Origin of the sequence: Pseudomonas sp. ICMP 460, assembly GCF_002723595.1 — a bacterium.
Taxonomy (GTDB): Bacteria; Pseudomonadota; Gammaproteobacteria; order Pseudomonadales; family Pseudomonadaceae; genus Aquipseudomonas; species Aquipseudomonas kitaguniensis.
Genome location: NZ_LKBR01000028.1, coordinates 43,559 through 58,001 on the forward strand (window position 1 = coordinate 43,559; position 14,443 = coordinate 58,001).

A 14,443-nucleotide genomic window follows, 5' to 3' on the forward strand; every position below is an offset into this window, starting at 1 on the left:
CTAATATTTTGCTTTTGCGCAGTGTGCTACCGGCGAACGCTTAAAGCAAATTCTTTGTGTTAAGGTTTTAGGCATGGCGATTAAAGAAGGCCTCCGCCCGGGGGGTCGTAGTGCCCGGGTTCAAGAATCAGTCCACAGCGCGACGCGCGAATTGCTGGAAGCCTACGAGCGTTCCAGCGTCACGGTGCCGATGATTGCTGCGCGCGCAGGCGTCACACCGTCGACCATCTACCGGCGCTGGGGCGACCTTTCCGCCCTGCTCGCCGATGTGGCCCTGCAACGTTTGCGCCCGGACAGTGAGCCGGCCAACACCGGCAGCTTGCACGGTGATTTGCGCGCCTGGGCGGAGCAGTATCTGGATGAGATGAATTCGGAGCCGGGTCGCAACATGATGCGCGATGTGCAATGCAGCCAGACGCCCGGCTATTGCGTGAGCATTTTGAGTGGGCAGTTGCAGACGATTGTTGATCGTTACCCGCACGCCACGCCCCCACCGCCGAGCGTGGACCACTTGATCAATCTGCTCGCGGCGCCGACGGTGTTTCGTATTTTGTTTTCGACGGTGCCACTGAAGGTTGAGGAGCTGGACGTGCTGATTGAGTTGGCGCTTGGGAGCTGAAGGTGCGTATCCGTTATTTGGGTAACGGATATGTATTCCCCAAAAAAAACGGCCTCAGAAAGAGGCCGTTTTTCACATCAGCACACACGACTGATTATGTGCGCATCCCGCGCCCACTCACCAGCAACCGCGCGCATCCCACATACAGCACCACGGTGGCCACGAGCATGAACGTGATCGCCACGCTGATCTTGATGTCCGACACACCCAAAATGCCGTAGCGGAACGCGTTCACCATGTGCAACACCGGGTTGGCCAACGACACGGTCTGCCAGAACGGCGGCAACAAGGTAATCGAGTAAAACACCCCGCCCAAGTACGTCAGCGGCGTCAGCACAAACGTCGGGATGATCGAAATATCATCGAAGTTGCGCGCAAACACAGCATTGATAAAACCCAGCAACGAAAAGATCGTCGCGGTCAGTACCACCACCAGAATCGTGACCCCAAGGTGATGCACTTGCAGGTGAGTGAAGAACAGCGACAGCAAGGTCACAATCACGCCGACCATCAAGCCACGCAGCACACCGCCCAATGTGTAGCCGATCAAAATAGTGTGTGGCGATACCGGCGACACCATCAGCTCTTCAATCGAACGCTGGAACTTGCTGCCGAAGAAGCTGGAGACCACATTGCCGTAGGAGTTGGTGATCACCGACATCATGATCAGCCCCGGCACGATGTACTCCATGTAGGTGAAACCACCCATGTCGCCGATCTGGCGACCGATCAAGTTACCGAAGATCACAAAGTACAACACCATGGTGATCGCCGGCGGCAGCAACGTTTGCGGCCAGATCCGGGTAAAGCGTTTCACTTCGCGATAGACGATGGTTTGCAGCGCGACAAGGTTGGGTTGCAGTTCGGAATTCATACCGCCACCTTCGCCAGATTTTTCTCCACGAGTGACACGAACAACTCCTCAAGGCGATTGGTTTTGTTACGCAGGCTCAGCACCTCAATGTTCTGGGTTGCCAACTGGCTGAACAACGCGGTGATGCCCATGGCTTTGTCCACCTGAACTTCCAGCGTGTGGCTGTCGATCAGGCGGCTCGGGTAGCCGAGCAACTGCGGCGGCACCGACAGGTTGTTTTTCAGGTCGAGCAAAAAGGTTTCCACATGCAACTGGCCCAGCAGGTTACGCATGCTGGTGTTCTCGACAATGGTGCCGTGGTCGATGATGCCGATGTTGCGGCACAACTGCTCAGCCTCTTCCAGGTAATGGGTGGTGAGGATGATGGTGATGCCCTTCTCGTTCAGCTCGGTGAGAAAGGTCCACATCGAGCGGCGCAGTTCAATGTCTACGCCGGCGGTGGGCTCATCGAGAATCAACAGGCGCGGCTCATGCACCAGCGCGCGGGCGATCATCAGGCGGCGCTTCATGCCACCCGACAACGAACGCGAAGGCACATCGCGCTTGTCCCACAGGCCCAATTGGGTCAGGTACTGCTCGGCGCGTTCATTGGCGATTTTCGCCGGGATGCCGTAGTAACCGGCTTGGGTCACCACGATGTCGAAGGTCTTTTCGAACTGGTTGAAGTTAAATTCCTGCGGCACCACGCCGATCGAACGCTTCAGCGCCGCCGGGGATTTATCCAGGTCATGACCGAAGATATTGACCGTGCCGCTGGTCTTGTTGACCAGCGTGGAAAGGATGCCGATGGTGGTGGATTTGCCTGCACCGTTAGGGCCGAGCAAGGCGAAGAAGTCACCTTCGGCAACATCCAGATCGATACCACTCAGGGCCTGGAAACCGTTGCCGTAGGTTTTGGTTAACTGCCGGATGGACAGAGCGGAACTCATATCGGAATACGCACCAAAGAAGGGAATGAAAAGAGTAGACGAGGGCGCAGCGCACGTAGTTCAACGGCGGCGCATGACAAGCATGGTGCTTGCCCGCGCCGCACAAGTACAGTCACGCTTATTAATAGTCGGTATTAAGTCAACGCGGTCATCACCGCTTTGCGGTAGGCCGGGCGTTGTTGCAGGCGTTGATACCAGGCTTCCAGATGCGGCATTGCGGGCCTTTCGATAGGCATTTCAAACCAGGCGTAGATAAAGCTGCCCAAGGGAATGTCGCCCATGCCGATCTCGCTGCCCGACAGGTAAGGTTGCTCGGCCAGGGCTTTATCCACGCTGCTCAAGGCATCGATACAGGCCTGGCGCCCGGCATTGATGGCGTCCCAATTCTGCTTTTCCGCGGGGGTGCGCAAAATGCCCCAGAACACCGCTTTGAACGGTTCGGCGAGGGTTGAGGTGGTCCAGTCCATCCACTTTTCGGCATTCGCCCGCGCTTGCAGATCGCTCGGGTACCAGCTCGACGCGTGCTTGGCGCAGAGGTAGCGCACGATGGTATTGGACTCCCACAGCACAAAGTCGCCATCTTCGATCACGGGCACGCGGCCATTGGGGTTCATCGCGCGGTAGTGCGGTGTGTCGACCACACCAAACGCCCCGCCTGCATCAATCGCCGTGTAGTCGAGGCCGAGCTCTTCGGCGCACCACAGGGCTTTCCTGACGTTTGATGAGTTTTTACGACCCCAGATTTTCAGCATGACCGCGCCTTATCGTTAATGAACATGGCTTGATGAACGACGCAGCATACGCCGGTTTGCGCGCGGCTTGAATCGGTGTGCCTGTCGCTCAGTTGATCCGGCATTGTGACGCTCAAAAATACTGACTGCCTGGTCACGTGAACCCGCACTGGAACCGCGATGTTTTTCGGCGAACTCCACCACCGCAGGGTGGTCACTATCGATGAGGCGGCGGGGACTCAGGCCTGAAGCTTAACGACAGATTTGCCTTGTAGATAATGACAGTTCTGCCAAATGGCGATCAGCCACCGCTGCGCGCTCCAGTACAACTGGTTACACCCTGACCACCGCGCTTGTTCGCATGCCGACTAAGCTCCATGGTGGTTTCGCCCTGGTTTCACGGAGGATTGAATATGCTGTTGTTGTGGATACTGGTGCTGGTGGTAGGCATTGCCTACCTGGCACACCGCCGTATCGCGCCCCTGCCCGCCCTGGGCGTGGTGGCTGTTTACCTGCTGGCGATGGGTGCCTGGAGCCACGCGCCGGGTTGGCTGCTGCTGATCTTCTGGGTGTTGATCGCCGTGGTGGCCGCGCCGTTACTGCTGCCGGACCTGCGCCGTCAGTATTTCACCAAGCCGCTGTTCAGCTGGTTTCAGAAAGTCCTGCCGCCGATGTCACAAACCGAGCGCGACGCGATTGACGCGGGCACCGTGTGGTGGGACGGCGAACTGTTCAGCGGTCGCCCTGACTGGGACAAGTTGCTGGCCTACCCCAAGGTGCAACTGACCGAAGAAGAACAGGCGTTTATCGACGGCCCTACGGAAGAACTCTGCGCGATGGTCAGCGATTGGGAAATCGGCCAGGCCATGGACCTGCCGCCCGCCGCGTGGGAGCACATCAAGACCCACGGTTTCTTTGCGCTGATTATTCCCAAGGAATACGGCGGCAAAGGCTTCTCGGCTTACGCCCACTCGCAGATCGCGATGAAACTCGCCACCCGCAGCGGTGACCTTGCCTCCACCGTGATGGTCCCCAACTCCTTGGGCCCCGCCGAGTTGCTGCTGCATTACGGCACCGACGAACAACGCAATCACTACCTGCCGCGCCTGGCGCGGGGCGATGATATTCCGTGTTTTGCGCTGACTGGCCCGCTGGCCGGTTCCGACGCTGGCGCCATGCCCGACACCGGCGTGATCTGCAAAGGCGAGTGGGAAGGCAAGGAAACCCTCGGCCTGCGCCTGAACTGGGAAAAACGCTACATCACCCTTGGCCCGGTTGCGACCCTGTTGGGGCTGGCGTTCAAGGCGTATGACCCGGACCACTTGCTGGGCGAAGAAGAAGACTTGGGTATCAGCCTGGCGCTGATCCCGACCGACACCCCCGGTGTGGAAATCGGCCGCCGCCACCTGCCCTTGGGCGCCGCGTTCATGAACGGCCCCAACTCCGGCAAAGACGTGTTCATCCCCCTGGAATTCCTCATCGGTGGCCAGGAAATGCTCGGCAAGGGCTGGATGATGTTGATGAACTGCCTCTCGGTCGGCCGCTCTATCTCGCTGCCTGCCGTGGGCACCGGCGCGGCCAAGTACACCAGTTTGGTGACGGGCCAGTACGCTCAGGTGCGCGAGCAGTTCAACGTGCCGTTGTCGGCCTTTGAAGGTATTCAGGAAGCCCTGGCGCGCATCGGCGGCAACGCCTGGCTGATGGACAGCGCGCGCATGCTCACCGCGAATGCCGTCGACCTGGGGGAAAAACCTTCGGTGCTGTCGGCGATCCTCAAGTACCACCTCACCGAGCGCGGCCGCGAGTGCATCAGCCACGCCATGGATGTGCACGGCGGCAAGGGCATCATCATGGGCCCCAACAACTACCTGGGCCGTAGCTGGCAAGGCGCGCCGATCTTTATCACCGTGGAAGGCGCGAACATTCTGTCGCGCAACCTGATGATCTTTGGTCAAGGCGCGATTCGCTGCCACCCGTTCGTGCTCAAGGAAATGGCCTTGGCTGGCCGTGAAGACCATGATCAGGCACTGAAGGAATTCGACGGTCTGCTGATGCAACATATCGGTTTTGCGGTGAGCAACGCCGCCAGCACGCTGGTGCTTAACCTGGGCATTGGCCACTTCGAAAAAGCACCGGGTAACCGCTTGAGCCAGGGTTACTTCCGTGCACTGAACCGTCAGGCAGCTGCGTTCGCCTTGCTCGCTGACCTGAGTATGATGTTGTTGGGTGGCGAATTGAAACGTCGCGAACGCCTGTCGGCGCGCCTCGGTGATGTGCTGAGCCACATGTACCTGGCGTCGGCGGCGCTCAAGCGTTATCACGACCTGGATTCACCGGACCACTTGCAACCGCTGTTCGCGTGGGCTATGGAAGAAAGTCTTGGCGAGTCGGAGCGTGCCCTCGATGAGCTGCTCAGCAACTTCCCGAACAAGGTGCTGGGTTGCCTGCTGCGCGTGATCGTGTTCCCGTTCGGCCGTCGCCATACCGGGCCGTCCGATGCGCTGGATGCCGCAGTGGCCGAGGTGATCGGTCGCGCCAAAGGCGACCCGACCCTTGAGGAACTGCTGGCTGGCTGCTATCGCCCGCAATCGGCGGACGATCCGGTGGGTGCGCTGCAACATGCCTACGACCTGCTGGGTGCGAGCCATGCGTTGCAGAAAAAGCTGCACGGCGCGCTCAAAAGCGGCCAGGTCAAACCGGCTGCCGGCGAACACGCTATCGACGCGGCGCTGAATGCCGGCGTGCTGCAACCGGCCGAAGCGCAAACCCTGCGTGACGCCGAAGCGGCGCGACGCAAGGTGATCGACGTGGATGATTTCAGCAAGGAAGAACTGACCCAGGCTGAGGGTAAAGTCCGCTGATCCCTTCTGCCATATAATTACGGGCGCTTGAGCTATATACTCTCGCGCCCGTTTTTGCTTTAGAGGACTTATCTCGTGTCCAACGTCGTTGCCGATCATCTCGTCTTGCTCGACCATCTGCGCAGCATCCTGGTTGCCGTCGGCGAAGCCGAACAGGTGCCTGAGGAAAGCCACGTTCTGTTTCTGGAGCGTTTCGACGAATTGCGCGCCCTGCTGCCGATTGATCCGATCGAAAGCCAGTATCTGGGCCAGGACCTGATGAGCCAGGTCATCCTGCGCTACCCGCAAATCGCCCACCTGGTTCCGCGCGACCTGCTGTGGTTCTTTGGCGGTGACTGCCTGCATTTTATGCCCGACGAAGAACTGGACCTGTACCAAGCCCTGGAAGAACGTCGCTATGAAGCCGAACTGAACGACGAACCGTTCGACTGGAACCAGGAAAAGCAACTGCTGGCCATGCCGCAAGACCAGAGCAAGCACTGATTGCAGAGGCGGGCCAGCGTGGCGAGCGGCTCGCCACACAAGCCCGTTCGCCATGCCAGCCCCGCAGCCATACACACCGGCTGGCCACACATTAAACCGCTATCGCCCCCGCCTTCCCCGACTCCACCACAAATGACTTGAGCGTCGACACCGTCGCCAGCGGGTCACGCGGGTCGGTGATCACGCGAAAATTCGTCAGCATCTTCTGCGCCTCCAACGCCACCGACACATAGCCACGCTGGCGGCTGTCGAAAAACTTCACGTGCGGGTTGAGCGGCAGTATCTGCGAGAACGCCTCAAAGGGCGGCCCATCGGAGGTCACTGAACTGCCGACAAACTCGGTGCCAACAACCCGCGACTGCGGGTGGTTGGCATCCGCATGCAGGTCGGTGGTCCAGAATGAATGAATATCGCCGCCCCAAAACACCGGGTTCTTCGGCCGATGACGTTCGATCGACGCCAGCATCCGTGAGCGGTTTGCCATGTAGCCGTCCCAACCATCGGTCCAATGCACAACGTGTTGGCTAGTCAGATCACGCTGAATCAACGGCGCCACGAGTAAATCCTGAGCGATCACGTTCCATTGCGCCGGTGACTCGGCAAACCCTCGGTCCAGCCACGCTTCCTGCTGCCAGCCCAGCATGCTGCGACGCGGGTCGAGCAAGTCGGCGCAACTGGCGTCTGCGATATGCCCCTGCCGACTGCCGTTAGCCTGGATACACGGTTGTTCGGAACGGTACTGCCGGCCATCCAGCACATGAAAACGCGCGAGTCGGCCGTAGTCGAGGCGCCGATAAATGCGCATATCCGGGCCCTTCGGCACACTGCTCGCGCGCAGTGGCATATGTTCGTAAAACGCCTGGTACGCCGCCGCGCGCCGCTGAAGAAATTGCGCCACCGGGATTTTCGGGTCCTGGGACCATTGGTTGGCGTAGTCGTTTTGCACCTCGTGGTCGTCCCACGTCGCAACGCTGGGTGCCGCCGCGTGCAGGGCTTGCAGGTCCGGGTCGGTTTTGTACAGGGCATAGCGGTTGCGATAGTCGCTCAAGCTCACCGCATCGCCGCTGCCATGCGCACGAATGATCTTGCCCGAGTCCGCCGCGTAGGAGTTTTCATAGATGTAGTCGCCAAGGAAAAATACCAGGTCGGGTTGCTCCGCCGCCAAGTGGCGATAGGCGCTGAAGTAACCGCGCTCCCAGTGCGAGCACGACACAAACCCAAAACGCGCCGCCGCCAGCGCATGCGGCAGCGGCGCGGTGATTGCGCGGCCCACCGGGCTCTGCGCGCCGAGCCCTTCGAACTGATACCAGTAAGGCCTGCCCGCCTCCAGCCCGGCGACCTCCACATGCACCGAATGCGCGAAACGCTCAGTCGCCGTCACTTCACCTTGCTTGACGATGCGCGTCATCGCCGCATCGCTGGCCACGCGCCAACGCACCGGCACTGCGCGGCTCAAACCACCACGCCCATCTGCTGCATTGAACAGTGGCGCCAGGCGCGTCCAGATCACAAACCCATCCGGCAGCGGGTCGCCGGACGCCACCCCAAGCGTAAACGGGTAATCCACCCCGGCGCTGCGTGCAAACGGGCTGAGAATCGAAAACGCCGTCGCCACCGCCAGCCCCGCAAGGACTCGACGTCGTCCAGGGTCGACTGCCCCACTCACAACGCGCGCTCCCAATCATCGCGTACCGTGGCGAAGCTCAACAAATCCTCATACACGCCATTTTTGAGAAACGCCTCGCGCAGGCACCCCTCGTACTTCAAACCGATTTTCTGCATGACCCGCGCCGACTCTTTGTTGCGCCCAAAACACTGGCTGCCGACACGTTGCAAGCCCAGTTCGGCAAAGCCCAAATCCATCACCGCACTCGCCGCCTCAGCCGCGTAGCCCTGGTTACGAACGTGCGCCGCCACCCAACCGCCCAAGTGCCCATAGTGATGACGAGCGTTAAGACGCAGGCTGACGATACCGATTAATTCGCCGGTCTCACGCACGTGCATACCCAGGCTCAGCAAATCGCCCGCGAGGTATTTTTCTGCGCTTGCGCTAATAAAGCTCTGCGCGACTTCCAGGGTGTAAGGCGAGGGAATATTGGCGGTGTTGTCAGCAATGTTCGGCCCGTTGCCGAGTACGCAAAGCACCTCGGCCTGGTGCATTTCCAGCGCGCGCAACAGCAGTCGTGGGGTGAGTAACTGAGGCAGTTCAGTCGGCATAAGCAGCGGCTCTGAAGATAAATTTCTCAACAATGTACGCCGTTCGTGTCAATTACATTACGTCATAAAACTGCAAGAATAATCACCTGAAAGACGCGTTCCAGAGCCTTCAAAACGTAAATTAAAGTTAACCAATCGGTCATTTTCGGCTGATAGCGTATCGCCCCTAATTCAATGACGGGGTAACGGAATGAGAACCTGGGACGAACCCAAGAAACGTAAGGCGCACATCGAACTGATCCCGATGATCGACGTGATGATGTTCCTCCTGGTGTTTTTCGTACTGGTGAGCTTGAACGTGATTCCTGCACTCGGCATGAAGACGCAATTGCCCAGCGCCAGCAGCTCGCAACAGCTCAAGCCGCAGAACAAATTCATCCTGACCCTGGGCCTCGAAGGCCAGTTGCAACTGGACGGCAAGGACCTCACGGTGGATGCGCTGGTGCCGGCGCTGAAGGCGGCGGAAAAGCCTGATACCAAGTCGACGATCATCGTCAACAGTGACAAGGGCGTGGAAGTCTCGCGCCTGGTGGAAGTCATGGACACCCTGCGCCTGGGTGGCTTTACCTCCGTCTCCATCGCCACGCGCAAGTCCTGACCATGTATGTACTGTTTCGTGCGCGTCAGCTGCTCGGCAGTGTCCCGGCCCTGATCGCCCTGGTGCTGATTGCAATGGGCATCCAGTCACAGACGTTGAAGGTTGAGCCGGTGTACGACGAGTCGGCGGTCGAGTTGGCGCTGGTCGAGCCTGAGCCGGAAGTGGTGCCGCAACCGGTAGTGGAACAGGAGCCGCCACCGCCGGTAATCGAGGCTGAAGAGGCCGAGCCTGCCCCGCCACCGCCACCGCCGCCTCCACCAAAGCCGGTGCCAAAGCCCGAGCCAAAGCCGGTGCCCAAACCCAAGCCAGTGGTGGCCGCCAAGCCGACAACCCCACCGGCACCGACGGCAACACCGCAAGTGGCAGCCAAACCGGTACAGGCCGCCGTCGCCCCGACCCCGGCGCCGCCTGCTCCACCGGCGCCACCCCAGGTCGATGGCCAGGCGCTGGAAGGCGGCTACCTCAAAGGTTTGCGCAACGAGTTGGACACTTACAAGCAGTACCCCACCGGGCGCCAGGCATCGCTTGAACGGCCGAGCGGCGAGGTGGTGGTCTGGATGAGGGTGGACCGCCAAGGCCGCGTGCTCGACAGCGGCATACAGACGCCGGCCTCAAGCATGCTGCTCAATCGAGCCGCCACCAACAGCCTGCGTCGCATCAAGCAAGTCAAGCCGTTCCCCGAGCAAGCCTTCGGGGGGCGCAACGAGCAGCGCTTCACCGCCACCTTCAACTACAGCGTGCAATAGCACCCTACACCAGGACGACAGTGATGAGGTTCACAAGGATTCATCTGGCACTCGTTGCCGCGAGCATGGGCCACGGCATGGCCATGGCAGATACCAGCGAAAGTGATGTCGGTACGATTGGCGTTAAGGGCAAGGCCACAGCGGGTGGCGGCTATATGGTGCAGGAAGAAAGCATCAAAGGCCGCTCCACGGTGACCAAGGAAGCGCTGGATAAACAAACCGGCACCGGCAACGCGATCGACAAGCTCAAATATACGCCGGGCCTGAACATCTCCAGCGAAGACAACACCGGGCTTTCGGGCTTTCGCTTCACCATGCGCGGGCTCAATTCCGACCAGGTGGGCATGTCGATCGACGGCATGCCGATCAACGACTCCGGTAACTATGCGCTGTACTCCAACCTGCTCGGTGATCCGGAAAACATCGACCAGATATTCGTCACCCAGGGCGCGTCCGAAGCCGACGGCCCGCACATCGGCTCAAGCGGTGGCAACATCGGCATCGTGACCACTCGCCCGACCAAGGAAACCGGCGCGTTCGTCAAACAGATCGTCGGCAGCAACGCCACCCGCAAGACCTTCGCGCGGCTCAACACCGGCGAAGTCAACGGCCTGAGCAACTGGCTGTCGGTGTCGCACACCGAAGGCGATATGTGGCGCGGTTCGGGTGCGGTACGCGCAGACAAGGTGGAGTGGAACAGCTTCTTCGATGCCGGCAACGGCAACACTGCCAACCTGATCCTCAAGTACCACGAGCAAGACAACAACAGTTACAGCCAGTTGACCAAGGGCCAGTTCCAGCAGTTGGGCCGCAAGTACGACCCCTACCCTGCCATACCGGCGGTGGGCAGCAACGGCAAGGTCAATAACTACTACGCCTTGGCACAGAACCCGTTCCAGACCTTCACCGGCGTGCTCAACACCCAATTCAAACTGGCCGACAACCTGGCCCTGTCGGTCATCCCGTATTACTACTGGGGCAACGGCAGCGGCGTGGGGGCCTCAAGCTACGCGCTGAACCGTGGCTCGAACCAGGGCGGAGTGTTCGACTTGGGCAACCTGCCCACCGCCGCCCAATACAACGCCGACGGTTCCTCGACCACCGGCGTGTACTACCGCCCTTCGCGCACCCAGACCTGGCGCCCGGGCGTCACCACCAAATTGAACTGGGACTTGGGCGATCACAGCCTGCAGTTCGGCTACTGGTATGAGCGTGCGCGCCAAAGCCAGACCCAACCGTTCATTGCGTTGAAGAACAGCGGCAAGCCGAGCGACACCTGGCCGGACGGCGACTCGGTGGTCGACGCCAACGGCAACACCGTGCAGGGCCGCGATCGTTTCACCGTCACCCCGGCGCAAAAAGTCTGGGCGCAGGACACCTGGTACATCAACCCGGACTGGACCCTGGTCGCAGGCCTGGCCTACATGAACGTCAAGCGTGACGGCACCAATAACGGCAGCCTCACCGAGCAGCCGGAAAAACGTAACCAGTCCTACAACAAGCTGCTGCCCAACGCTGGCCTCAAGTACCAACTGGATGAACGTGACCAGTTGTTCTACAGCCTGTCGCGCAACATGCGCATTCCGCAGAACTACGTGCTGTACGACAAAGGCGCAGGCTCCATCGATGCCAAGCCGGAAACCAGCTGGAACCACGAGTTGGGCTGGCGCTATACCGATGAAGACATGACCTTGGCGGCCACCTTGTTCTACATGCAGTTCAAGGATCGCCAAGTGTCGTCGCGCGACGTCAATGGCGACTTCGCCGACATCAACGCAGGCTCGGTCAACAACAGCGGCCTGGAACTGGAATGGAGCGGCCTGCTGCCCAACCACTTCAACTACTACACCTCTTACACCTACACCAAAGCCGAACAACAGGATGACCTGACCGTATTCAACGCGGGCCAAGCCATCGTATTGCCAACCAGCGGCAAGCAGTTCGCCAACGTGCCGAAGAACATGCTGGCGGCCAACATCGGGTATGACGACGGGCGCTTCTACGGCACCTTCGGCGGCAAATACACCAGCAAGCTGTTCGGCGACCTGACCAACGACGAGGCCATTTCCGGCCGCACCGTTTTCAACCTCGGCGCCGGTATCTACCTGCCGGTAGACAAGAAAGTGGTCAAGGACGCGACCCTGCGTCTGAACGTCGACAACCTGTTCGACAAGAAGTACCTCGACGGCGTGTACACCACCAAGACCAACGCGGCCAGCTACAGCGGTTTTCGCGATGGCGACCCGGCGTACATCGTTGGCCTGGACCGCACCGTAACCGTTTCCCTGGAAGCGAATTTCTAACTGCGAGGTAATAGATCATGGACATGAACCTGCTTCACGACATCACCTTTTATGTGATGTATGCCGCGATGGCGATCGCGATCTTTATCAGCATCGAACGCGGTATTTACTTCGCCTACGTACGCCGTCAGGCGCGGGCCTTGACCGACGTGCTCGGCGCCAATGTGCACAGCGAGCGCGACTTGCCGCAAAGCCTGACGCGCCGTGACAGCCTGCCGCTGAACATGGTGCTGCCGGTGCTGGCACAGAAGGCGTTGCAGGGTTCGCGCAAGGACCTGGACGACGAAATCGAAACCCAGTACCTGAAGACCCGCGCGCCGTTGTCGCGCAGCCTGTGGATCATCGAAACCATCACCACTGCCGCGCCATTGCTCGGCCTGCTGGGCACCATTCTGGGCATCATCGACACCTTCAAGGCGTTGGCCACCGCCGGCGTGTCCGACCCGGGTCAGATCTCGGGTGGTATCGGCACGGCCTTGTTTGCGACCGGGTTGGGTATCGCCATCGCGTTGTTCTGCGTGGTGTTCCACAATTTCTTCCAGGACAGCCTGGAGCGCATCAACGACCAGCTGAAAATCCTGCTGATTCGCGCCGCCACCGGCGCACGTGTACAGGGTGAAGTACCGCACCTGGTGCCGACTGCGCTGCACAGCCGCACGGCTTGACCCTCCCCTGGCGGGCGCAGCCTGCGCCCGCCATTTTTTTGCCCGATGAGACGCCCATGCCGATTTCGATGAAGTTGCGTATCGCAGGCCTTGCCGGCTTGCTGCTGAGTCCGCTGGCCCTGGCGGACTTTTCAATTGCGGGGTTTGAACTGGTGCACACCGTGCCGGTGGACACCGCGCTGGGCACCGCCGATCTGCGCCAACCGGGGCCGGTATGGAGCGCGCTGTTTGACGGCGCCAAAAGCAGCATCGATATTGGCCAGTTTTACGCCGCCGACCAGCCTGGTTCGGTGATGGACAAGGTCATCGAGCACCTCGAAGCCGCCGGCAAACGCGGTGTGAAGATTCGCTTTTTGCTCGAAGAAAAAGGCATCAAGCTGTCGGACGCCGCCACCCTGCAACGCTTGCGCGCGATCCCCAACCTGACCTTCCGTGTACTGGCGTACGCGCAACTGAGTGGCGGGATCATCCACGCCAAATACATGGTAGTGGACGCCAACCAGGCGTTTATCGGCAGCCAGAATTTCGACTGGCGCTCGCTGGAACACATCCACGAAACCGGTCTGCTGATCACTGACAAGACGGTGGTGAGCCAGGTCCAGTCGATCTTCGATCAAGACTGGCAAGCGCAACAGGCGCTGGCCGAACACACCCCCGTGCCTTTACCGGCGGCCGGCAAAGCGCCTGCACGCACTGGCAACTACTTGGTCGCCAGCCCGCAACGCTACAACCCGCCGGGCGTGGGCGATTCACAAGTGGAACTGCCGCGCTTGCTCAGCGAAGCGAAAAAAGAGGTGCGCGTGCAGTTGCTCGATTACGCACCGCTGTCCTACGGGCCGGACAAAACCCGCCCGTACTACGCGGTAATCGACAACGCCGTGCGCGCGGCCGCAGCGCGTGGGGTGTCGATCAAGCTGATGGTGTCCAACTGGAACACCGACACGCAGGAACTGCCTTACCTCAAAAGCCTGGCCGTGCTGCCCAACGTAGAGGTCAAAATCGTCACGCTGCCTGAGGCCAGGCAAGGGTTCATCCCGTATGCGCGGGTGATCCACAGCAAAACCATGGAGATCGACGGGCACGTGGCCTGGGTCGGCACCAGTAATTGGCTCGGCGGTTACCTGGACAACTCGCGCAACCTGGAAGTGGTGATGCACGACGACGCGATGGCCAAGCGCATCGGCGAACTGCATCAGCAATTGTGGGACGGACCGTATGCCAAACCACTGGAAGTGATGGCGCACTACCCGGAGCCGCATCCTGGCAAGCCCTGACCGATACCAGCTCCCCCACACCCCCAACCTTCCCTTGTGGGAGCGGGCTTGCTCGCGATAGCGTCGGGTCAGATAAGTATTGTTCAACTGACACACCGCTATCGCGAGCAAGCCCGCTCCCACAGTTGAATCTCCACAGCCCG

Annotated in this window: 13 protein-coding genes and 1 pseudogene; 8 read left to right on the forward strand and 6 right to left on the reverse strand. The window is 60.1% G+C overall.

The window, feature by feature from the left end:
* The first annotated feature begins 73 nt into the window (after window positions 1-73).
* Entirely contained in the window at window positions 74-619 is a 546-nt protein-coding gene (locus AO240_RS18895; protein ID WP_099238267.1) for a TetR/AcrR family transcriptional regulator, read from the forward strand.
* A 94-nt stretch (window positions 620-713) separates the two neighbouring features.
* Here AO240_RS18895 and AO240_RS18900 read toward each other — a convergent pair whose 3' ends face one another.
* From AO240_RS18900 to AO240_RS29025, 4 genes and pseudogenes are all read right to left on the reverse strand, one after another.
* Window positions 714-1,493 carry an ABC transporter permease gene (locus AO240_RS18900; RefSeq protein ID WP_099238269.1) on the reverse strand — a complete coding sequence of 260 codons (780 nt, stop codon included), beginning with the start codon at window positions 1,491-1,493 and terminating at the stop codon, window positions 714-716.
* Entirely contained in the window at window positions 1,490-2,422 is a 933-nt protein-coding gene (locus AO240_RS18905) for an ABC transporter ATP-binding protein (protein ID WP_058413525.1), read from the reverse strand. The genes AO240_RS18900 and AO240_RS18905 overlap by 4 nt, the downstream gene beginning before the upstream one ends.
* A gap of 134 nt (window positions 2,423-2,556) precedes the next feature.
* Window positions 2,557-3,174, reverse strand: a complete 618-nt coding sequence (locus AO240_RS18910) for a glutathione S-transferase family protein (RefSeq protein ID WP_099238271.1) — start codon at window positions 3,172-3,174, stop codon at window positions 2,557-2,559.
* A gap of 63 nt (window positions 3,175-3,237) precedes the next feature.
* A pseudogene (locus tag AO240_RS29025) lies at window positions 3,238-3,396 on the reverse strand (hypothetical protein); the annotation flags it as partial.
* A 170-nt stretch (window positions 3,397-3,566) separates the two neighbouring features.
* Here AO240_RS29025 and AO240_RS18920 point away from each other — a divergent pair.
* Together AO240_RS18920 and AO240_RS18925 are read left to right on the forward strand one after the other, a co-directional pair.
* Window positions 3,567-6,014, forward strand: a complete 2,448-nt coding sequence (locus tag AO240_RS18920) for an acyl-CoA dehydrogenase (RefSeq protein ID WP_099238273.1) — start codon at window positions 3,567-3,569, stop codon at window positions 6,012-6,014.
* A gap of 75 nt (window positions 6,015-6,089) precedes the next feature.
* Window positions 6,090-6,497 (forward strand): PA2817 family protein, encoded by a 408-nt coding sequence (locus AO240_RS18925; protein WP_058413522.1) that lies wholly within the window; start codon window positions 6,090-6,092, stop codon window positions 6,495-6,497.
* Between the two features lie 91 nt (window positions 6,498-6,588).
* On the opposite strand, the gene AO240_RS18930 is transcribed toward AO240_RS18925, so the two are convergent.
* A complete protein-coding gene (locus tag AO240_RS18930) occupies window positions 6,589-8,163 on the reverse strand; it encodes an alkaline phosphatase (protein ID WP_099238275.1) in 1,575 nt (524 codons plus the stop codon).
* Complete coding sequence (locus AO240_RS18935; protein ID WP_099238277.1) at window positions 8,160-8,714, reverse strand: GNAT family N-acetyltransferase; 555 nt, start codon at window positions 8,712-8,714, stop codon at window positions 8,160-8,162. Before AO240_RS18935 ends, AO240_RS18930 begins: the two co-directional genes overlap by 4 nt.
* A 190-nt stretch (window positions 8,715-8,904) precedes the next feature.
* Here AO240_RS18935 and AO240_RS18940 point away from each other — a divergent pair, with 190 nt between their 5' ends.
* From AO240_RS18940 to AO240_RS18960, 5 genes are read left to right on the forward strand one after another with little or no spacing between them, the layout of a single operon-like run.
* The gene (locus tag AO240_RS18940) at window positions 8,905-9,312 is read left to right on the forward strand and encodes a biopolymer transporter ExbD (RefSeq protein ID WP_005786670.1); all 408 of its coding nucleotides are present in this window, start codon (window positions 8,905-8,907) and stop codon (window positions 9,310-9,312) included.
* A 2-nt stretch (window positions 9,313-9,314) separates the two neighbouring features.
* Window positions 9,315-10,058, forward strand: a complete 744-nt coding sequence (locus AO240_RS18945; RefSeq protein ID WP_099238279.1) for an energy transducer TonB — start codon at window positions 9,315-9,317, stop codon at window positions 10,056-10,058.
* A gap of 23 nt (window positions 10,059-10,081) precedes the next feature.
* On the forward strand, window positions 10,082-12,361 hold the full coding sequence (locus tag AO240_RS18950; protein ID WP_099238281.1) for a TonB-dependent receptor: 2,280 nt from the start codon (window positions 10,082-10,084) through the stop codon (window positions 12,359-12,361).
* 17 nt (window positions 12,362-12,378) lie between these two features.
* Window positions 12,379-13,026 carry a MotA/TolQ/ExbB proton channel family protein gene (locus tag AO240_RS18955; protein ID WP_099238283.1) on the forward strand — a complete coding sequence of 216 codons (648 nt, stop codon included), beginning with the start codon at window positions 12,379-12,381 and terminating at the stop codon, window positions 13,024-13,026.
* Between the two features lie 56 nt (window positions 13,027-13,082).
* Window positions 13,083-14,300 carry a phospholipase D-like domain-containing protein gene (locus AO240_RS18960; RefSeq protein WP_099238285.1) on the forward strand — a complete coding sequence of 406 codons (1,218 nt, stop codon included), beginning with the start codon at window positions 13,083-13,085 and terminating at the stop codon, window positions 14,298-14,300.
* The last annotated feature ends 143 nt before the right edge of the window (window positions 14,301-14,443 follow it).

Excerpts from the sequence above, each read along its gene's own strand:
- AO240_RS18950 (WP_099238281.1), top strand. The coding sequence starts at position 10,082 with ATGAGGTTCACAAGGATTCATCTGGCACTCGTTGCCGCGAGCATGGGC.
- AO240_RS18920 (WP_099238273.1), top strand. The coding sequence starts at position 3,567 with ATGCTGTTGTTGTGGATACTGGTGCTGGTGGTAGGCATTGCCTACCTG.
- AO240_RS18955 (WP_099238283.1), top strand. The coding sequence starts at position 12,379 with ATGGACATGAACCTGCTTCACGACATCACCTTTTATGTGATGTATGCC.
- AO240_RS18895 (WP_099238267.1), top strand. The coding sequence starts at position 74 with ATGGCGATTAAAGAAGGCCTCCGCCCGGGGGGTCGTAGTGCCCGGGTT.
- AO240_RS18900 (WP_099238269.1), bottom strand. The coding sequence starts at position 1,493 with ATGAATTCCGAACTGCAACCCAACCTTGTCGCGCTGCAAACCATCGTC.
- AO240_RS18905 (WP_058413525.1), bottom strand. The coding sequence starts at position 2,422 with ATGAGTTCCGCTCTGTCCATCCGGCAGTTAACCAAAACCTACGGCAAC.
- AO240_RS18960 (WP_099238285.1), top strand. The coding sequence starts at position 13,083 with ATGCCGATTTCGATGAAGTTGCGTATCGCAGGCCTTGCCGGCTTGCTG.
- AO240_RS18935 (WP_099238277.1), bottom strand. The coding sequence starts at position 8,714 with ATGCCGACTGAACTGCCTCAGTTACTCACCCCACGACTGCTGTTGCGC.
- AO240_RS18945 (WP_099238279.1), top strand. The coding sequence starts at position 9,315 with ATGTATGTACTGTTTCGTGCGCGTCAGCTGCTCGGCAGTGTCCCGGCC.
- AO240_RS18940 (WP_005786670.1), top strand. The coding sequence starts at position 8,905 with ATGAGAACCTGGGACGAACCCAAGAAACGTAAGGCGCACATCGAACTG.
- AO240_RS18910 (WP_099238271.1), bottom strand. The coding sequence starts at position 3,174 with ATGCTGAAAATCTGGGGTCGTAAAAACTCATCAAACGTCAGGAAAGCC.